General features: G+C 70.9%; 15 protein-coding genes and 1 tRNA gene. 5 read left to right on the top strand and 11 right to left on the bottom strand.

Going from position 1 to position 18,783, the window contains the following annotated elements; genetic code table 11:
- Positions 1-42 precede the first annotated feature (42 nt).
- Together QFZ64_RS14775 and QFZ64_RS14770 are read right to left on the bottom strand one after the other, a co-directional pair.
- Entirely contained in the window at positions 43-720 is a 678-nt protein-coding gene (locus QFZ64_RS14775) for a TetR/AcrR family transcriptional regulator (protein WP_307065853.1), read from the bottom strand.
- Positions 717-1,727, bottom strand: coding sequence for a fatty acid desaturase (locus QFZ64_RS14770; RefSeq protein ID WP_307065851.1), 1,011 nt, complete (start codon positions 1,725-1,727; stop codon positions 717-719). The genes QFZ64_RS14775 and QFZ64_RS14770 overlap by 4 nt, the downstream gene beginning before the upstream one ends.
- A 289-nt stretch (positions 1,728-2,016) precedes the next feature.
- On the opposite strand from QFZ64_RS14770, the gene ppc reads away from it, so the two are divergent.
- Positions 2,017-4,752: a phosphoenolpyruvate carboxylase gene (gene ppc / locus QFZ64_RS14765; protein ID WP_307065849.1), complete on the top strand. Its 2,736-nt coding sequence runs from the start codon at positions 2,017-2,019 to the stop codon at positions 4,750-4,752.
- Between the two features lie 109 nt (positions 4,753-4,861).
- Here ppc and QFZ64_RS14760 read toward each other — a convergent pair whose 3' ends face one another.
- The 7 genes from QFZ64_RS14760 to QFZ64_RS14730 form a co-directional block, all read right to left on the bottom strand.
- The gene (locus QFZ64_RS14760) at positions 4,862-5,347 is read right to left on the bottom strand and encodes a hypothetical protein (protein ID WP_307065847.1); all 486 of its coding nucleotides are present in this window, start codon (positions 5,345-5,347) and stop codon (positions 4,862-4,864) included.
- Positions 5,348-5,401: 54 nt separating this feature from the next.
- Positions 5,402-6,001, bottom strand: coding sequence for an aminoacyl-tRNA hydrolase (gene pth, locus QFZ64_RS14755; protein ID WP_307065845.1), 600 nt, complete (start codon positions 5,999-6,001; stop codon positions 5,402-5,404).
- Between the two features lie 120 nt (positions 6,002-6,121).
- A complete protein-coding gene (locus tag QFZ64_RS14750; protein ID WP_307065843.1) occupies positions 6,122-6,715 on the bottom strand; it encodes a 50S ribosomal protein L25/general stress protein Ctc in 594 nt (197 codons plus the stop codon).
- A 256-nt stretch (positions 6,716-6,971) separates the two neighbouring features.
- Positions 6,972-7,952 (bottom strand): ribose-phosphate diphosphokinase, encoded by a 981-nt coding sequence (locus QFZ64_RS14745; RefSeq protein WP_307065841.1) that lies wholly within the window; start codon positions 7,950-7,952, stop codon positions 6,972-6,974.
- 111 nt (positions 7,953-8,063) lie between these two features.
- Positions 8,064-9,551: a bifunctional UDP-N-acetylglucosamine diphosphorylase/glucosamine-1-phosphate N-acetyltransferase GlmU gene (glmU, locus tag QFZ64_RS14740; RefSeq protein ID WP_307065839.1), complete on the bottom strand. Its 1,488-nt coding sequence runs from the start codon at positions 9,549-9,551 to the stop codon at positions 8,064-8,066.
- 110 nt (positions 9,552-9,661) lie between these two features.
- Positions 9,662-9,738 (bottom strand) — tRNA-Gln (locus QFZ64_RS14735).
- A 26-nt stretch (positions 9,739-9,764) separates the two neighbouring features.
- Entirely contained in the window at positions 9,765-10,625 is an 861-nt protein-coding gene (locus QFZ64_RS14730; RefSeq protein WP_307065837.1) for a hypothetical protein, read from the bottom strand.
- Positions 10,626-10,791: 166 nt separating this feature from the next.
- Here QFZ64_RS14730 and QFZ64_RS14725 point away from each other — a divergent pair, with 166 nt between their 5' ends.
- Positions 10,792-12,171, top strand: a complete 1,380-nt coding sequence (locus tag QFZ64_RS14725; RefSeq protein ID WP_307065835.1) for a sensor histidine kinase — start codon at positions 10,792-10,794, stop codon at positions 12,169-12,171.
- 148 nt (positions 12,172-12,319) lie between these two features.
- Here QFZ64_RS14725 and QFZ64_RS14720 read toward each other — a convergent pair whose 3' ends face one another.
- On the bottom strand, positions 12,320-12,814 hold the full coding sequence (locus tag QFZ64_RS14720; RefSeq protein ID WP_307065834.1) for an SUKH-3 domain-containing protein: 495 nt from the start codon (positions 12,812-12,814) through the stop codon (positions 12,320-12,322).
- Positions 12,815-12,897: 83 nt separating this feature from the next.
- On the bottom strand, positions 12,898-13,410 hold the full coding sequence (locus tag QFZ64_RS14715; RefSeq protein ID WP_307065832.1) for a YwqJ-related putative deaminase: 513 nt from the start codon (positions 13,408-13,410) through the stop codon (positions 12,898-12,900).
- Positions 13,411-13,782: 372 nt separating this feature from the next.
- Here QFZ64_RS14715 and QFZ64_RS14710 point away from each other — a divergent pair, with 372 nt between their 5' ends.
- The 3 genes from QFZ64_RS14710 to QFZ64_RS14700 all read left to right on the top strand — a co-directional run bounded on the left by QFZ64_RS14710 (position 13,783) and on the right by QFZ64_RS14700 (position 18,665).
- The gene (locus QFZ64_RS14710) at positions 13,783-14,799 is read left to right on the top strand and encodes an SMI1/KNR4 family protein (protein WP_307065829.1); all 1,017 of its coding nucleotides are present in this window, start codon (positions 13,783-13,785) and stop codon (positions 14,797-14,799) included.
- Positions 14,800-14,808: 9 nt separating this feature from the next.
- A complete protein-coding gene (locus QFZ64_RS14705) occupies positions 14,809-17,532 on the top strand; it encodes an SUKH-4 family immunity protein (protein WP_307065827.1) in 2,724 nt (907 codons plus the stop codon).
- 260 nt (positions 17,533-17,792) lie between these two features.
- Positions 17,793-18,665 carry a cellulose-binding protein gene (locus QFZ64_RS14700; protein WP_373430743.1) on the top strand — a complete coding sequence of 291 codons (873 nt, stop codon included), beginning with the start codon at positions 17,793-17,795 and terminating at the stop codon, positions 18,663-18,665.
- The last annotated feature ends 118 nt before the right edge of the window (positions 18,666-18,783 follow it).

Raw genomic sequence — 18,783 nt, 5'->3', positions numbered from 1 at the left:
GGGACCGGCCCGCTCCGGCCCCGCCCGCTCCGCGTGCCCCCGTCAGCTCTTGCGGTGCCCTATCAGACGCGGCTTCGGTTCCAGGCCGTCCAGGCCGTGCCAGGCCAGGTTGACCAGATGGGCGGCGACCTCGGCCTTCTTCGGGCGGCGGACGTCCAGCCACCACTGGCCGGTCAGCGCGACCATGCCGACCAGGGCCTGCGCGTACAGCGGGGCCAGCTTCGGGTCGAAGCCGCGGCTCTTGAACTCGCGGCCCAGGATGTCCTCCACCTTCGTGGCGATGTCCGAGATCAGCGAGGCGAACGAGCCCGTCGACTGGGGGATGGGGGAGTCCCGGACGAGGATGCGGAAACCGTCCGTGAACTCCTCGATGTAGTCCAGCAGGGCGAACGCGGCCTGTTCGAGGAGCTCGCGCGGGTGGCCGGCGGTCAGCGAACCGGTGACCATGTCCAGCAGCCGCCGCATCTCGCGGTCGACGACCACCGCGTACAGGCCCTCCTTGCCGCCGAAATGCTCGTACACCACGGGTTTGGACACGCCGGCCCTGGCCGCGATCTCCTCCACCGACGTGCCCTCGAACCCCTTGGTGGCGAACAGGGTGCGGCCGATCTCGAGCAGCTGCTGGCGGCGCTCCGCTCCGGTCATCCGGGTGCGGCGGGGCCGCCGCGGCTTGTCATTGCTCGGGGTGCTGCTCGAGTCGGTCGCCACAGCGACCATCATGCCGCCTGCGCGGTCTCCTCCTCGCGCCGGGCGCGGCCCCCACCGGCGTTCCGCTTGGAATCGATACGCGAGCGTGACGGCCAGCGCACGTCGTAGGCCCAGCCGAGCCGCTCGCACCAGCGGATGATCCGCGCCGAGGAGTCCAGCTGCCCGCGCATCACACCGTGCCGCGCGGACGTCGGGTCGGCATGGTGCAGGTTGTGCCAGGACTCGCCGCAGGACAGCACCGCCAGCCACCACACATTGCCCGAACGGTCGCGCGACTTGAAGGGCCGCTTGCCCACCGCGTGACAGATCGAGTTGATCGACCACGTCACATGGTGCAGCAGCGCCACCCGGACGAGTGAACCCCAGAAGAACGCGGTGAACGCGCCCCACCAGGACATCGTCACCAGACCGCCGATCAGCGCCGGCAACGCCAGCGACAGCACCGTCCACAGCACGAACTGGCGGGAGATCGCCCGCATCGCCGGGTCCTTCACCAGGTCCGGCGCGTACTTGTCCTGCGGGGTCTGCTCCTCGTCGAACATCCAGCCGATGTGCGCCCAGACCAGGCCCTTCATCAGCGCCGGAAGCGTCTCCCCGTACCGCCACGGAGAATGCGGGTCGCCCTCCGCGTCGGAGAACCTGTGGTGCCGGCGATGGTCGGCCACCCACCGCACCAGCGGGCCCTCCACCGCCATCGACCCGGCGATCGCCAGCGCGATCTTCAGCGGACGTTTCGCCTTGAACGAGCCGTGCGTGAAGTGCCGGTGGAACCCGATGGTGATGCCGTGGCACCCGAGGTAGTAGAAGAAGACCAGCAGACCGATGTCGAGCCAGCTCACGCCCCAGCCCCAGGCCAGCGGCACCGCCGCCACCAGCGCCAGGAACGGAACGGTGATGAAGAGAAGCAGCGTGATCTGCTCGATCGAACGCTTCTGCTCGCCACCCAGGGTGGCGGACGGGAGGGAAGAATCGGACGGCGGCTGCGGGGCGTCGCCGATCACGTCGGAACTTGTGGTCATGAAGCGTCCCCTGGGGGGTCGAGGATCGTGGAACGTGCCGGGCAACGGGCCGCAGAGCTGCTTCCTACGGTTCCGTAACCTACGGCAACGTAAGTATGGCAGCGCGTCACCCTGCGGCAAGAGCCCAAAAGTCTGCGCGTCCGCATGGCCACCTATCCTTGGAGTCGGTCGGACAGCGTGGTCCGCTCTGAATCCCTGCCCGGATGCCCGGCCGCCGAAGCGGTCCAGCCGCCCGGCCGCGCCCGGGTTCCCTCCAGACGAGCTTCAACACTTGCAAGGAGCCGCACCTGTGAGCAGTGCCGACGACCAGACGACCACGGCCACGAACAACGAACTCCGCGCCGACATCCGGCGACTGGGTGATCTCCTCGGCGAGACCCTCGTCCGCCAGGAAGGCCCCGAACTCCTGGAGCTCGTCGAACGGGTCCGCAGACTGACCCGCGAGGACGGCGAGGCCGCCGCCGAACTGCTCCGCGGAACCGAACTGGAGACCGCCGCCAAGCTGGTCCGCGCCTTCTCCACCTACTTCCACCTCGCCAACGTCACCGAGCAGGTCCACCGCGGCCGCGAACTGCGCGCCCGGCGTGCCGCCGAGGGCGGACTCCTCTCCCGCACCGCCGACCGGCTCAAGGACGTCGACCCCGAACACGTGCGCGAGACCGTGCGCAACCTCAACGTGCGCCCCGTCTTCACCGCGCACCCCACCGAGGCCGCCCGCCGCTCCGTCCTCAACAAGCTCCGGCGCATCGCCGCGCTCCTGGAGACCCCGGTCATCGAGTCCGACCGCCGCCGGCACGACACCCGACTGGCCGAGAACATCGACCTCGTCTGGCAGACCGACGAACTCCGCGTCGTCCACCCCGAGCCCACCGACGAGGCCCGCAACGCCATCTACTACCTCGACGAACTCCACGCCGGCGCCGTCGGCGACGTCCTGGAGGACCTCACCGCCGAACTCGACCGCGTCGGCTTCAAGCTCCCCGAAGGCAGCCGCCCCCTCACCTTCGGCACCTGGATCGGCGGCGACCGCGACGGCAACCCCAACGTCACCCCCGCCGTGACCTGGGACGTCCTCATCCTCCAGCACGAACACGGCATCAACGACGCCCTGGAGACCATCGACGAACTCCGCGGCTTCCTCTCCAACTCCATCCGCTACACCGGCGCCACCGAAGAACTCCTCGACTCCCTCAAGGCCGACCTCGACCGCCTCCCCGAGATCAGCCCCCGCTACAAGCGCCTCAACGCCGAGGAGCCCTACCGCCTCAAGGCCACCTGCATCCGCCAGAAGCTCGAGAAAACCAAGCAGCGCCTCGCCAAGGGCACCCCCCACCAGGACGGCCACGACTACCTCGGCACCACCGAACTCCTGCACGACCTCACCGTCATCCAGGAATCCCTCCGCGCCCACCGCGGCGCCCTCTTCGCCGACGGCCGGATGAACCGCACCATCCGCACCCTCGCCGCCTTCGGCCTCCAACTCGCCACCATGGACGTCCGGGAACACGCCGACGCCCACCACCACGCCCTCGGCCAGATGTTCGACCGACTCGGCGAGGAATCCTGGCGCTACGCCGACATGCCCCGCGACTACCGCACCAAGCTCCTCGCCAAGGAACTCCGCTCCCGCCGCCCCCTCGGCCCCACACCCGCCCCCCTCGACGCCGCCGGCGAGAAGACCCTCGGAGTCTTCCTCACCGTCAAGCGCGCCCTGGAGATCTTCGGCCCCGAGGTCATCGAGTCCTACATCATCTCCATGTGCCAGGGCGCCGACGACGTCTTCGCCGCCGCCGTCCTCGCCCGCGAGGCCGGCCTCATGGACCTCCACGCCGGCTGGGCCAAGATCGGCATCGTGCCGCTCCTGGAGACCACCGACGAACTCAAGGCCGCCGACACCATCCTCGAAGACATGCTCTCCGACCCGTCCTACCGGCGCCTCGTCGCGCTCAGGGGCGACGTCCAGGAAGTCATGCTCGGCTACTCCGACTCCTCCAAGTTCGGCGGCATCACCACCAGCCAGTGGGAGATCCACCGCGCCCAGCGCCGACTGCGCGACGTCGCCCACCGCTACGGCGTACGACTGCGCCTCTTCCACGGCCGCGGCGGCACCGTCGGCCGCGGCGGCGGCCCCACCCACGACGCCATCCTCGCCCAGCCCTGGGGCACCCTCGAAGGCGAGATCAAGGTCACCGAACAGGGCGAGGTCATCTCCGACAAGTACCTCATCCCCTCCCTGGCCAGGGAAAACCTGGAACTCACCGTCGCCGCCACCCTCCAGGCCTCCGCCCTGCACACCGCACCCCGCCAGTCCAGTGACGCCCTCGCCCGCTGGGACGCCGCCATGGACGTCGTCTCCGACGCCGCCCACGCCTCCTACCGCGCCTTCGTCGAGGACCCCGACCTGCCGACGTACTTCCTCGCCTCCACCCCCGTCGACCAGCTCGCCGACCTGCACCTGGGCTCCCGGCCCTCCCGCCGCCCCGGCTCGGGCGTCTCGCTCGACGGACTGCGCGCCATCCCCTGGGTGTTCGGCTGGACCCAGTCCCGCCAGATCGTCCCCGGCTGGTTCGGCGTCGGATCAGGCCTGAAGGCACTGCGCGAAGCCGGCCTGGACACCGTCCTCGCCGAAATGCACGAACAGTGGCACTTCTTCCGCAACTTCATCTCCAACGTCGAGATGACCCTCGCCAAGACCGACCTGCGCATCGCCCAGCACTACGTCGACACCCTCGTGCCCGACAACCTCAAGCACGTCTTCGACACCATCAAGGCCGAACACGAACTCACCGTCGCCGAAGTCCTGAAGATCACCGGCGGACAGGAACTCCTCGACGCCCAGCCCGTCCTCAAGCAGACCTTCGCCATCCGCGACGCCTACCTCGACCCGATCTCCTACCTCCAGGTCGCGCTCCTCAAGCGCCAGCGCGACGCCGCCGAGGCCGGCCAGGAACCCGACCCGCTCCTCGGCCGCGCCCTCCTCCTCACCGTCAACGGAGTCGCCGCCGGCCTGCGCAACACCGGCTGAACCCGGAGCCGCACGCAGACACATACACACACGGCGGTGCCCCGGCATGGACGTCATGCCGGGGCACCGCCGTATTCACGTATCGCTGCCGGGCCGCCGCCGCTTCCGTCTACTGCAACGCCACGAACGCCGCCGTCACCAGCGCCAGCCCCGCCCCGCCCATCACCCACGCCGTACGCCGCATGCTCAACCCGCCCGCCACCACCACACCCGCCAGCACCAGCGCACCCCCCAACGGAAGCCACGCGAACAGCACCCCGGCCGGCCCCGAACGCACCACCTCGTCCGAATCCGGCTTCACCACCACGGTCAGCACCTCACCCGTGCGCACACCCACCGACGTGTCCAGCCGCACCCGCGCACGCGCCACCGACCCCGCCGACACCGGCCGGTACGGCCCCGTACAGGCATCCCGCGAACAGTCCGTCACCGCGACCGTGCCCCGCTCACGCCCCTTGGTGAGCATCACGTACTGCGCGGTCCCCCACGACCCCCACACCCCGCCGACCAGAATCAAGCCGGTCACCACCGTCATCAGCGCACGCTGCCCGAAACGCAGTACGACGGTGCCCTGGGGAGAGACGGCGGAAGGCATGGCCGTGATCCTTGGCCATGCCCGCACACCCGGTCAACTCGCGAAGGGGACAAGTCACGAGTTGTACGTGTTCTGCGCCCGCTCCAGGCCCTCCGCCACCAGACACTCCACCGCGTCCGCCGCCCGGTCCACGAACCAGTCCAGCTCCTTGCGCTCCGCCGACGAGAAATCCTTCAGCACGAAATCCGCCACCTGCATCCGCCCCGGCGGCCGCCCGATCCCGCACCGCACCCGGTGGTACTCCGCCCCCATCGCCTTCGTCATCGACTTCAGCCCGTTGTGCCCGTTGTCCCCGCCGCCCCGCTTCAGCCGCAGCACCCCGTAATCGATGTCCAGCTCGTCATGCACCGCCACCACATGCGACAGCGGCACCTTGTAGAACTCCCGCAGCGCGTTCACCGGACCGCCCGACAGGTTCATGTACGACATCGGCTTCACCAGCACCACCCGCCGGCTCCCCGGACCCGGCGGACCCATCCGCCCCTCCACCACCTGCGCCTGCGCCCGCGCGGCCCGCTTGAACCGGCCCCCCGTCCGCCCGGCCAGCAGATCCGCCACCATGAACCCCACGTTGTGCCGGTTCATGGCGTACTCGGGCCCCGGATTGCCCAGGCCCACGATCAGCCACGGTGCGGCGGCCTCGTCGGTCGTCACGTCCCTCTCCCCTCAGCGCCGCGCGTGCGGACACGCGTACGGATACGAACACACGCCGGCCGCTGCCCCCCGACGGGAACAGCGGCCGGCGCACACCAGACGTCAGGCTGGAGCGGGAACTCAGGCCTCGGCGGCCTCGTCGCCCTCGCCCTCGCCCTCCGCGGACTCCTCGGCCTGCGCGGCCAGGACCTGCAGCACCACGGTGTCCTCGTCCACGGCCAGCGTGGTGCCGGACGGGAGCGGGATGTCCTTGGCCAGGACGGAGGCACCGGCCGCCAGACCCTCGATGGACACGGTGACCGACTCGGGGATGTGCGTGGCCTCGGCCTCGACCGGCAGCGTGTTCAGCACGTGCTCCAGCAGGTTGCCGCCCGGAGCCAGCTCACCCTCGGTGTGCACGTAGATCTCGACGTTGACCTTCTCGCCGCGCTGCACGAGCTGCAGGTCGACGTGGACCAGGTAACCCTTGATCGGGTCGCGCTGCACCGACTTCGGGATGGCCAGCTCCTGGCCCTCGCCCTCGATGTCCAGCGCGATCAGGACGTTCGGCGTACGCAGCGCCAGCAGCAGCTCGTGACCCGGGAGGGTCAGGTGGATCGGGTCGGAACCGTGCCCGTACAGCACACCCGGAACCTTGTCCTCGCGGCGGACGCGGCGGGCGGCACCCTTGCCGAACTCGGTGCGCTTGGCGGCGGCGAGCTTCACCTCGGACATGACGATCACTCCTCGTAGAAGTAGACGGTGACGGAAAGAAGTCGGTCACCCGGCCAACGAACGGCCTGCTACGAAGAGCGCGTCGATAACGGACCGCCGCACACACGTGCGATGCACACGCGTACGGCCTCCCTCGCCGAGCAACGCGGGCAGTCTACTCGGCGGGGGAGGCCGCACCCAAAACGATCTCCTACGGCTCACGGCTCACGGAGCACGCGGCTCACGCACTACCGCGCACGCGACAGCCCGGGAAACCTCACTGCTCGTCGAACAGGCTCGTCACCGAACCGTCCTCGAACACCTCACGCACCGCACTCGCGATCGTCGGCGCGATCGACAACACCGTGATCTTGTCCAGGTCCTCGTGCAGCTCACCCGGCGTCGGCAACGTGTCCGTGAACACGAACTCACTCACCCGCGAGTTCTTCAACCGGTCCGCCGCCGGACCCGACAGCACACCGTGCGTCGCCGTCACGATCACGTCCTCCGCACCGTGCGCGAACAACGCGTCCGCCGCGGCACAGATCGTCCCACCCGTGTCGATCATGTCGTCCACCAGGACGCAGATGCGCCCCTCCACATCGCCGACCACCTCGTGCACCGTGACCTGATTGGCCACATCCTTGTCACGCCGCTTGTGCACGATCGCCAACGGCGCACCCAGCCGGTCGCACCACCGGTCCGCCACCCGCACCCGGCCCGCGTCCGGCGACACCACCGTCAGCTTCGCCCGGTCCACCTTCCGGCCCACGTAGTCCGCCAGCAGCGGCAACGCGAACAGATGATCCACCGGACCGTCGAAGAAGCCCTGGATCTGGTCCGTGTGCAGATCCACGGTCAGAATCCGGTCCGCACCCGCCGTCTTCATCAGATCCGCGATCAGCCGCGCCGAGATCGGCTCACGCCCGCGGTGCTTCTTGTCCTGCCGCGCGTAACCGTAGAACGGCACGATCACCGTGATCGAACGCGCCGACGCCCGCTTCAACGCGTCGATCATGATCAACTGCTCCATGATCCACTTGTTGATCGGCGCCGTGTGGCTCTGGATCAGGAAACAGTCCGCGCCACGCGCCGACTCCTGATAACGGACATAGATCTCGCCATTGGCGAAGTCGAAGGCCTTCGTCGGGACGACCCCGACCCCCAACTGCTGGGCGATCTCCTCGGCAAGCTCGGGGTGGGCGCGGCCGGAGAAGAACATCATCTTCTTCTCGCCGGTCGTCTTGATCCCGGTCACAGCACAGTCTCCTCAGAGGTGTCACAGCTGGCGACAGCGAAAAGCCGCAGCTGGGTGGGGTGCGGATGTGCACCTATCACGGTACGCCCACGCAGACGCACCTGTTTCCGGTCAGCCTTCGCCTTCCGGCCCCCGGGACGCCGCCTCCGCCGCCTTCGCGGCCGCACTCCCGGGACGCTTACGGGCCACCCAGCCCTCGATGTTCCGCTGCTGGCCCCGCGCCACCGCCAGCGAACCGGGCGGCACATCCTTCGTGATCACCGAACCCGCGGCGGTGTAGGCACCGTCCCCGACCGTGACAGGCGCCACGAACATGTTGTCCGAACCCGTCTTGCAGTGCGACCCGACCGTCGTGTGGTGCTTGTGCTCTCCGTCGTAGTTCACGAACACACTCGCCGCACCGATGTTCGAATACTCGCCGATCGTGGCATCCCCCACATACGACAGATGCGGCACCTTCGTACCCTCACCGATCGACGAGTTCTTCGTCTCCACGAACGTGCCGACCTTCGACCTCAGGCCGAGTCGCGACCCCGGACGCAGATACGCGTACGGACCCACCGACGCACCCGGCCCCACCTCGGCCTCCACCGCCACCGCGTTGTCCACCCGCGCGCCCGCACCCACCCGCGTGTCCGTCAACCGCGAGTTCGGACCCACCTCGGCACCCTCACCGATGTGCGTGGCACCCACGAGCTGCGTACCCGGCAGCACCACCGCGTCCCGCTCGAACGTGACCGTCACGTCCACCCACGTCGTCGCCGGGTCCACCACCGTCACGCCCGCCAGCATCGCCCGCGTCAGCAGCCGGTCGTTCAGGATCCGCCGCGCCTCGGCGAGCTGCACCCGGTTGTTGATCCCCGCGATCTCCCGGTGGTCACCGGCCACACACGCACCCACCCGGTGCCCCGCCGCACGCAGGATCCCGAGGACGTCCGTCAGGTACTCCTCGCCCTGGCTGTTGTCCGTCCGCACCTGCTTCAGCGCACCCGCCAGCAACTGCCCGTCGAACGCGAACACCCCGGAGTTGATCTCCCGGATCGCCCGCTGGGAGTCGGAGGCGTCCTTGTGCTCCACGATCTCCGTGACGGCACCCGAGACCCCGTCCCGCACGATCCGCCCGTACCCCGTCGCATCCGGCACCTGCGCGGTCAGCACGGTCACCGCGTTGCCGTCGGCCGCGTGCGTGCCGGCCAGGTCGCGCAGCGTCTCGCCGGTCAGCAGCGGGGTGTCGCCGCAGACCACGACCACCGTGCCGTCGACCGCGCCGCCGAGCTCCTCCAGCGCGATGCGGACGGCGTGCCCGGTGCCGTTCTGCTCCGCCTGCACGGCGGTACGGACCTCGGCGTCGACGCCGGCGAGGTGCGCGGTCACCTGCTCGCGGGCGTGGCCCACGACCACGACGAGGTTCTCCGGCTCCAACTCCCGCGCGGCGGCCAGGACGTGGCCCACGAGGGAACGGCCGCAGAGGTCGTGCAGGACCTTGGGTGTGGCCGACTTCATACGGGTGCCCTCACCCGCTGCGAGAACGACGACGGCTGCGAGTGGGGTCTCCCCTGCTCGAGCGGAGCCGAGAGCTTGGGGACGGTTGGCGCTCACGGAATGCCCTTCGGCTTATGGGGTGAGATGGACATCCGCAGGATACCGGGGGGATATGGGGCGGGCATGAGAGCGGGCCCCGGCTTGACAGCCGGGGCCCGAACCTACGGCTCCCGGGGCAGGAGTCGAACCTGCGTCTTACCTGGATTCAAAGTCCAGTCGCCCCTACCGACAGAGCAACCCGGGAATGCCGAGGCCAGCCTACGTGGTTCGCTAGTCCGTTGCTACCACGATCCCGGACCACCACCCTTCGATGCGGCGGTAGAGGTCAGCGCTCCGAACGACGCTGACCACCAGGCAACCGCGGTAGTTGTCGCCGACGTTCTTGCGCACGGTTTTCGGGTTGTGCTTCTTGAGCGTCGTCTTGTCGAAGCGGGACGTGTCTGTGCCCACGAGGTCCGCCCAGTGCTTCTCTGCGCCCTGCACATCGGCCGACTCGTGGATCATCACGCGGAAGCGCAGTCGTTCCTCCTTGACATCCAGCAGTTTGAGCCAGGCGAGGAACAGGCGGATCATGCCGGGGTCGCTGTTCACGAACAGGACGTACTCGCGGCGTGCGTACGCCTTGTCCTTCGCTCCCTCGGCCCAGTAGAGCCCGACCCCGATGAGGAACAGCTCTCGCTCGGTCAGGGAGCCGATCTCCTGCCTGGATGCCTCCTTGACCTTGACGCGTTCGATGTCACGAATTGCGAGTTCGTGCTCCCAGCGCTTCTGTGAGGCCAGTTTGGCCTGCTCCGAGGGGTCACGTCGTTCCGGCTTCGGCAGGTCCCGTACCCAGAGTGAGATCGAGCTCTTGGAGCAGCCGAGCTCCACCTGAATGCGGTCGTAAGTCAAGCCTTGGAGTCGCAGTTCCCTTGCTTTGTCCCGCAGGTCGTCCTTGGCGTTGGGGCGTTTGGTCCACTCCGGCGCGGGCTCGCCCTGCAGGAGCCGGTTCAGGATGTCGTTGTTGTCGACGTGCATCCGATCGCGGATCTGTCGTCGGCTGAGGCCGGACCGCCTCAGGGTCACCGCCTGTTCCCGTAGTTCCTCGAAGTCCGCGTACTTGCCCCTCGGGGCGTTGCTGGGATGTGCCATGGGCATACCGTCCGGCCGGAACGGGGGATTCCGGGGTCGAACGGGTGTGATTCAGCAGTTCGAGGGATAGGGGGACGTTTCGTTTACGGTCGGTGACCGAACGTTGTTGGTCGCGGTAGGGGAAACTCGCCGGAAAACCCGGTGCGGGCGCCCGTAGGCTGGGGGTATGACCACGACGGGGGAAGAGCGCACCGGGCCGCCACCGCCGGGGGGTGGGCCCTGGTGGTGGGACAGGTGGCGTGCGGCGGTGCTGGACGTCGGGCTGGCGGCGGTGTCCGCGGTGGAGTGCGCGGCGGAGGGGTGGCCGTTCGCGCAGGACGCGGGGCTGCCGGTGTCCGTGGGGATGGTGTTCGGTTTCCTGGCCGGTGTCTCGCTGGTGCTGCGGCGGAAGTGGCCGATCGCGGTCGTGCTGGTGGCCATCGCGATCACGCCGGCGCAGATGGGTTTCGTGCTGGGCGTGGTGGGGCTGTACACGCTGGCCGCCGCCGAGCTGCCGCGGCGGATCATCGGGGCGTTGTCGGGGATGTCGTTCGTCGCGATGCTGATCGTGACGTATGTGCGGGCGCATCAGGGTGTGATGCACGGGGACCTGGCGATCAGTGACTGGTTCGTGCCGTTCCTGTCGCTGACGACGGCGCTCGGGATGACGACTCCGCCGGTGTTGCTGGGTCTGTACGTGGGCGCGCGGCGGCGGTTGATGGAAAGTCTGCGGGAGCGGGCGGATTCGCTGGAGCGGGAGTTGGTGCTGCTGGCGGAGCGGGCCGAGGAGCGTGCGGAGTGGGCGCGCAACGAGGAGCGGACGCGGATCGCGCGGGAGATGCACGACGTGGTGGCGCACCGGGTGAGTCTGATGGTGGTGCATGCGGCGGCGTTGCAGGCGGTGGCGCGGAAGGACCCGGAGAAGGCGGTGCGGAACGCGGCGCTGGTGGGGGACATGGGGCGGCAGGCGTTGACCGAGTTGCGGGAGATGCTCGGGGTGCTGCGCAGTGGCGACGGTATGCCGGCGCGGGAGCGTGGGGTGTGGGGCGGGTCCGACGGTGTGGCGGAGCCGGTGCCGTTGGCGGCGGTGGGGGTGGCGGCTGCCGCGGCGGCTTCGCGGGTGGAGGAGGCGTCGCCCGGCGGGGGTGAGGGGGTGCCGGAGGGGCCGACGCTGGCGGAGCTGGAGGAGTTGGTGGGGCAGTCGGCGGCGGCGGGGATGGTGGTCGACTTGTCGGTGGAGGGGGAGGCGCGGGGGTATGCGCCGGAGGTGGAGTCGACGGCGTACCGGGTGGTGCAGGAGGCGTTGACGAACGTGCACAAGCATGCGGCGGGTGCGAAGACGTATGTGCGGTTGGCGCATCGGGCGGCGGAGATCGCGATGCAGGTGGAGAACGAGCCGGCGCCGGAGTCGGAGCCGGGTGCGGAGGGTGCCCGGTTGCCGAGTGGGGGGAACGGGCTGGTGGGGATGAAGGAGCGGGTGAGTGCGCTGGGGGGCGTGTTCGTGTCCGGTCCGACGGATGCGGGGGGTTTTCGGGTGTCGGCGGTGATTCCGGCCGGGGCGGCGTAGGACGGCGTACGGCGGCGGGGTCTGCCGGGTGTGGCGTGTGGTCGTCCGTCGCGCCTGTCGGGTCCGTGGCGTGTGCCGGTCCGTGGTGCCTGCCGGGTTCGTGGTCTGTGCGCGCCCGTCGGGTCCGTGGCGTGCGGTGCGTTGTCGCTCAGGCTGTGGTGAGGCGTGCCGGTGTCATTCCGGTGAGCAGGGTGGTGAGGCCCTGGTCGATGGTGGCGCCGAGGTACCAGTCGCCGGTGTGGTCGAGGGCGTAGGTGCGGCCTTCGGCGTCGATGGCGAGGAGGGCGCGGCTGTCGGTCTCTTCGCCGAGAGGGCTGAGTTCGGTGCCCAGCGCGCGGCCGAGGTCGCCGAGGGTGCGGGCGAGGTGGAGGCCGTGGAGGGGGTCGAGGTGGAGGGGTGCGGCGGCGAGTTGGCGGCCGGGTTCCTGTGCGGTGAGGTGGAGGCCGCCGAATTCGGCCCAGGCCTCGACGGCGGCGGGGAAGACGGCGTGTTGGTGTCCGCCGGGTGTGGTGTGGTCGCGGAGGGTGTCGGCCCAGATCTCGGCCTGTTGTATGTCCCAGCGTCCGGGTGTCCAGCCGGCGGTGCGCAGTGCGGCGTCGACGGGGACGGCGAAGCGGGTGGTCGAGGTGCGGTCGGTGTGCATCTGCCTCTCGTTCGTTGAGGACCGGGGAGTGGTGGGCGGGCGGTAGGTGTCCGGTGCGTGGTGGGTGCGTGGTGGGTGTGCCGTCAGTCGCGTTGTGTGGAGTCGACGATGCGGACGCCGAAGTGGGCGCTGAGTGCGGTGCAGGCGTGACAGGGGGCGGCGAAGCTGCCGTGGAGTGGGTCGCCGTCCTCGCGGATGCGGCGGGCGGTGAGTTTGGCGTGTTTGAGCGCTTTGCGTGCTTCACCGTTGGTCATGGGTTTGCGGGCGGCGCGTTTGCTGCGGGTTTCGTCGGCGGCGGTGAGGTGTCGGGAGATGAGGAGGGTTTCGGCGCAGCGGCCGGTGCCGCGGTCGCGTTGTGCGCTGGTGAGGGTGTCGAGGAAGTCCTGTACGAGTGGGTGGAGGGTGGGGGGTTGGTCGCCGCGGGCGGCGGTGCCGGTGAGGGTGGTGCCGCGTACGGAGAGGGCGGCGGCGACGGTGGGGAGGATGCCGTCGCGGCGGTGGTGGAGGGTGGGGGCTTGTGGTGCCTCGTTGGCGCTCCAGCCGATTCGGGGGTCTCCGGACGGGTTGGTCCGGTGTTCCGTCTGTGTCGCGTTCATGGTGGTGTACCCCTCCCTTGCATCCCCCCGGTGTGGGACAGATTGCCAAACGGTGGGGCCGCTGTGGAAGCTGGGGCGGTGTGACACGCGGGTGTCTCGTCGTAGCGTCACGGCGGGGTGACGGCTGGTCACGGTGGGGGCCAGGGGTTGGCGGGGTGGTGCGGGCGGGGTGCCGGGAGGGCGCCGGTGGGGGGTCGGGGCGGAGCGCCGGTGACCGGTGTCGTCGTACCGCATAGGCTGTCGCAGCAAGCCGGTGCAGGCCGGAAGATGTCGGGACGCGGGAGCGGATGACGTCGGAAGGCATCGGAAGGTGTCAGAACACGTCAGAACTCGCTGTACGTGTCATACGGATCGCCGCAGGGGGCTATCGCCATGACGACAGGTCGGCTCGGGCTGGGGGTTCCACCCGGCTCCCAGGGCCAGGGATCCGTGCCGCCGAACGTGGCCTATGCCGGTCAGGTCGTGCGTTTCCCGGATCCGGTCCGGGCCGCGCGTCATCCCGGTGGGGTGCGGATGGACGAGCACGGTTACCCCGTCTTCTCGCCGTACGCGCGGGCGGCCGCGGAGATCGCGGAGCCGCCGGAGGGTTTCGGGGTCGACGAGCTGCGGTTGACGGATTATGTGTCGGCGAACGCGGCGCTGGCGGCGTCGGGGCACGAGTTGTGGGACACGGTGCCGCATGTGGCGACGCCGCACGGCTGGACGTGGCATCACGTGCGAGGTGGTCGTCGTCTGGAGTTGGTGCCGGTCGAGGTGAAGGCGTTGTTGCGGCACCACGGTGGGATCGCGACGGCGCGGGTGGAGCAGGACAAGCGTGGCACGCGGCCGTTGCAGGAGACGCGGCCGGCGCATTTCGGGCTGCCGAAGTCGGCGGTGGCGGTGACGGAGCAGCAGGTTCTGGGGGTCGAGGAGGACCTGGGGTACCGGCTGCCGGGTGCGTACCGTTCGTTCCTGAAGGCGGCGGGCGGGTGTGCGCCGGTGGGTACCGCGTTGGACGCGGAGTTGGGGCTGCTGATCGACCAGCCGTTCTTCACGGTGCGGGACGAGGCGGCGGTGAACGACCTCGTGTATGTCAACAAGTGCCTGCGGGACCATCTGACCAAGGACTACCTGGGGGTGGCGTTCGTGCAGGGTGGTCTGTTGGCGGTGAAGGTGAAGGGCGAGCGGCTGGGTTCGGTGTGGTTCTGCGCGTACGACGATGCGCGGGACGTGGATCCGTCGTGGTCGCCGGCGGAGCGGGTGGAGCGGTTGCTGCTGCCGTGCGGGGACGATTTCGACGTGTTCCTGGGGCGGTTGGCGGGTTCTCCGCCGGAGCTGGAGACGGTGGCGAATCTGATGGTGGACGGCGGGTTCGCGCGTGCCGTTCCGGTTTCTTCCGCGGGGGAGTGAGGTCGGACGATGGTGACCTACGCGCAGGCGCAGGAGCGTGCCGAGGAGTGGATCAACGGCGATGTGCCGGCGTACCAGCATCGTGAGGTGCGGGTGCGGGAGTTCGAGCTCGGGTTCGTGGTGTGGGGAGAGGACCGGGCGGACGGGCCGCGGTCGGACGGGGGCGCCCAGCGGTTGGTGCTCGCGCGGGACAGCGGGGAGGTGACGTTGTGGCCGTCGTTGCCGGTGGGTGAGGTGATTCGCCGGTACGAGGAGGAGTACGGCCGCCCGGACCCGGTTCCGCAGGACGCGCCGCCGCCGTCGCCGGCCCGGATGGATCTGAATCAGACGTCGTTCCTGCTGACTCCGCCGGAGTGGTTGCAGGAGGCCGCGGACCGTCTCGGCATCCCGGATCAGCGGCGGGACCGGACGTCGGGCGGGGCCGCGGGGGTTGCGGGTGCGTCGCCGGAGGCCGCCGGGGCCGGGGCGTCGGGTGTGTCGGGCGCTTCCAGTGCGTCGGGTGCGTCGGACGTCCAGGGCGCTCCGGGTGCTCCGGGTGCTCCGGGCGCCGGTGTGGGCGCCGGGCGTGCGGTGGCGGCGGGGGCGTCCGCGGGGTCGGACGCGCCGGGGGTGCCGGAGGGGGGCGCGCGCTGGCCCGCTCCCACTGCCGGTGAGGTGCGGGACGCGCAGCCGCAGGACCGGCTGCCGGGAGCGCCTCCCGGGGCGACGCCCTGGACCGGTACGGACATCACGACGGACGGGGACGACGACCGTTCGGTCGCGCTGCCGGCGACGGTATTCGCGCCGCCGCTGAGCGGCTCGGACGACGACGCCGCACCCGGGCCGGCGGCGGACGCCAGGACCGCGCTGTTGGCGGGGGGCAGCGCCCTTCCGCCGACGACGGTCGCCCCGGCCCTGGACACCCCGGGCGGCCCGGCGGCTCCGCCGTCGGCGGCCGCACCGTCGTACGGGTACCCGGCACCGGACGCGCCCGGCGGTCCGGGCACCCCGCAGTACGGGTACCCGCCGCAGGCCCCGCCGCCCGGTGCGCCGGGTGCTCCGGCCGTGCCGCAGCCGCCGGGTGTTCCTGGTGCCGGTGCCCCGCAGGCGTCGGGTGGTACGCCTGCCGGTGGTGTGCACCATGCGGCGACGATGCTCGCGGGTCCGTCCGTCGGTGGTCCGGGGGTTCCGCCTCCGCCCGGTGCTCCGGGTGCGCCGGGTGCTCCGGCCGTGCCGCAGCCGCCGGGTGTTCCTGGTGCCGGTGCCCCGCAGGCGTCGGGTGGTACGCCTGCCGGTGGTGTGCACCATGCGGCGACGATGCTCGCGGGTCCGTCCGTCGGTGGTCCGGGGGTTCCGCCTCCGCCCGGTGCTCCGGGCGCTCCGGGTGCGCCGGGTGCTCCGGCCGTGCCGCAGCCGCCGGGTGTTCCCGGTGCCGGTGCCCCGCAGGCGCCGGGTGGTACGCCTGCCGGTGGTGTGCACCATGCGGCGACGATGCTCGCCGGTCCGTCCGTCGGTGGTCCGGGGGCTCCGATGCCGCCGGGTGCGCCCGGTGCTCCCCAGGCGCCCGGTGTACCGGGTGCTGTCGGTGGGGTGCACCATGCCGAGACGGTGCTGGCCGGTCCGGCCATGGGGGGTCCGCCCATGGCCGGACCCGGCGTGCCGCCGCCGCCGAGCGCTCCCGGGGTGCCTTCGGGCGCCGTTCCGCCCCCGCCCCCGCCTCCGCCGGCCGCACCGGGTATGCCGGGCGCGCCCGGCGGTGCGTACGGTTATCCGCCGGCCGGGCAGCCCACCGTCGGTCCCGGTTACCAGGCGGTGCTGCGCTATCGCGCGCAGGACGGGTCCGAGCAGCAGATCATCCGCCGGTCGGCGCCGGGTACCCCGCATCCGGAGTGGCAGATCTTCCACGAGCTGCGGGGTCTGAACGTGCCTCCGGACCAGGTGCTGGAGCTGCACACCGAGTTGGAGTCCTGCCATCTGCCGGGTGCGTACTGCGCCCGGATGATCGGTGAGCAGTGGCCCAACGCCCGGATCACCTCCATCGCCCCGTACGGCACGGATCACGCCTCCCGTCAGCAGGGTATGCGGCAACTCCTCGCGCATCAGGGGGAGTTGCATCAAGTGGCGGACGGTCCCGCGCGTCCCGCGCCGGTGCGGGCGCCGATCCCGCCGGTGCCGCCGGCGCCGCCGATCCCCCCGGAGGGGATCGCGCAGGAGCTGGCCGCGGCCTTCGGTCCGGGTGTCTTCCGTTTCGACCAGGCGGCGGTCTCCCGTCAGGGCGTCCCGCCGGTCGTGGCGCACACGTTGGTCGTGGCCGGTCTGCCGGTGGACATGGGTCCGTTCTTCTGGGCGCAGGCGCAGCCGGGGCGCCCGGTGCCGACGCTGGCGGAGCTGGCGCAGGAGCGCGGGGTACGGGCGGCCGTGGACGCGGGCTCGTATCTGGTGATGGGCAGCGACTTCGGCAGGGCGCTGTGCGTGCAGTACGGCACGGCGAACATCGTCGCGGTGCCGGTGGAGGCGGATGCGAACGGGGCGTCCGCGCCGCAGTTCGTCAACACGGGGCTGCCGGAGTTCGCGCGCTGTCTGGCGTTGCTGGGGCGGATGTGGCGGCTGCGTTACGGCCTGAACCAGGAGCAGGCGGGGCGTTGGACCGTCGACTTCCAGGCGCAGCTCGCCGCGCTGGACCCCGCGGCGTTGCATTCGCCGGAGAGCTGGTGGTCGGTGCTGCTCGAACAGATGTGGGACGGCCTGTTGTGAGATGACGGCGGGGTTGCCCGTGCCGCGTGGTTGACGCCGTGTCAGGGCCGGGTGGGGGCGTACGAGTCGTACGCCCCCACCCGGCCCTTTGCCGTGCTGTCGTGTGCCCCTTTGCGACCCTTGTCCCCGGAGTGTCGCGTTGTCCGCTGCTCCGTCCGATCCACCAAGATATGCGCCAGATACGTGCGGAATCATTACTGATTTACCGTTCGTCATCTTGTCAGGTGGGTCGGGTGGAGAGGAGTTCCCCAGTGAGCAGCCTGAGCGGCCCGTCGGCGGCGCAGTACGAGTTCGACGTCGTGCGGCGCGGCTACCGTCCCGACCGGGTAGACGCCTTCGTCGAGGCGCTCTCGCGGGACCGCGACGCCGCCTGGGAGCGGGCGGCGCGGCTGACCGTGCTGGCCAGGGAGATGGACGAGGAGCTGGGGCCGCTGCGGGAGGCGGTGGCCGCTCTCGCCCCGCAGACGTACGAGAGCCTCGGCGAGGGCGCGCGGCGGCTGTTCGCGTCGGTGCGCGAGGAGGCCGAGGCGGTACGGGAGTCCGGGCGCCGGGAGGCGGAGCGGCTGGCCGCGGAGGCGGAGGCGGGGGCCCGGTGTCTCGCGGAGGCCGCGCGGGCGTACGCCGACGGGGTGGTGGCCGAGGCCGAGGAGCGGGCCGGGGAGCGGCTGCGGGCGGCCCGGGAGGAGGCCGACGAGGTGCGGATCGCCGCCCGGCGCGAGGTGAAGGCGGGGCGCGGCGAGGCGCTGGCGGCGATGCGGGACGCCCGGGAGCGCGGCCGGCGGTTGCTGGAGGACCGTGAGCGCGAGCGGGCGGAGCGGTACGCGGAGGTGGACCGGGAGGCCGCCGCTCGGGCGGCGGAACTGGACGCGGGGTTCGCCGAGCGGACCGCGCGGGCCGAGGCGGGCCTGGCGGAGGCGGAGCGGGCACTGGCTCGAGCGGCACAGGACGCGGAGCGCGAGGAGGCGGAGGCGCGGACGCGCGCGGAGGAACTGGTGGCCGAGGCCAGGGCCCGCGAGGAGCGCATCGCGCGCGACACGGAGCGGGTGCTGCGGGAGCACGGGGAGCGGTGGGACGACGTGCGGGCGCGCATCGACCAGGTGCGGGCCAGTCTGCTCGCCCTCAGGGGAGCGTGAACGGCGCCGGTTCCGCGGGAGGGGGGGTGGAGAGGGGGCTCCACCGGCGGGTGGAGAGCCCCTAGGGGATTCTCCGTAGAGAGGGTGGGGGCACAGTCGTCCCGGCGGAGGACGAGGA

It is taken from the genome of Streptomyces sp. B3I8 (assembly GCF_030816915.1).
GTDB lineage: Bacteria > Actinomycetota > Actinomycetes > Streptomycetales > Streptomycetaceae > Streptomyces.
The sequence above is the reverse complement of the archived record's forward strand: the minus strand, read 5'-3'. Positions and strand labels throughout refer to the sequence as shown.

Bases quoted from the DNA above. Each gene is read 5' to 3' on its own strand.
- QFZ64_RS14750 (WP_307065843.1), bottom strand. From the start codon at position 6,715: ATGTCCGAGGTGAAGCTCGCCGCCGCCAAGCGCACCGAGTTCGGCAAG.
- QFZ64_RS14720 (WP_307065834.1), bottom strand. From the start codon at position 12,814: ATGCACACCGACCGCACCTCGACCACCCGCTTCGCCGTCCCCGTCGAC.
- QFZ64_RS14710 (WP_307065829.1), top strand. From the start codon at position 13,783: ATGACGACAGGTCGGCTCGGGCTGGGGGTTCCACCCGGCTCCCAGGGC.
- QFZ64_RS14715 (WP_307065832.1), bottom strand. From the start codon at position 13,410: ATGAACGCGACACAGACGGAACACCGGACCAACCCGTCCGGAGACCCC.
- QFZ64_RS14775 (WP_307065853.1), bottom strand. From the start codon at position 720: ATGATGGTCGCTGTGGCGACCGACTCGAGCAGCACCCCGAGCAATGAC.
- QFZ64_RS14760 (WP_307065847.1), bottom strand. From the start codon at position 5,347: ATGCCTTCCGCCGTCTCTCCCCAGGGCACCGTCGTACTGCGTTTCGGG.
- QFZ64_RS14730 (WP_307065837.1), bottom strand. From the start codon at position 10,625: ATGGCACATCCCAGCAACGCCCCGAGGGGCAAGTACGCGGACTTCGAG.
- QFZ64_RS14725 (WP_307065835.1), top strand. From the start codon at position 10,792: ATGACCACGACGGGGGAAGAGCGCACCGGGCCGCCACCGCCGGGGGGT.
- QFZ64_RS14705 (WP_307065827.1), top strand. From the start codon at position 14,809: ATGGTGACCTACGCGCAGGCGCAGGAGCGTGCCGAGGAGTGGATCAAC.
- QFZ64_RS14770 (WP_307065851.1), bottom strand. From the start codon at position 1,727: ATGACCACAAGTTCCGACGTGATCGGCGACGCCCCGCAGCCGCCGTCC.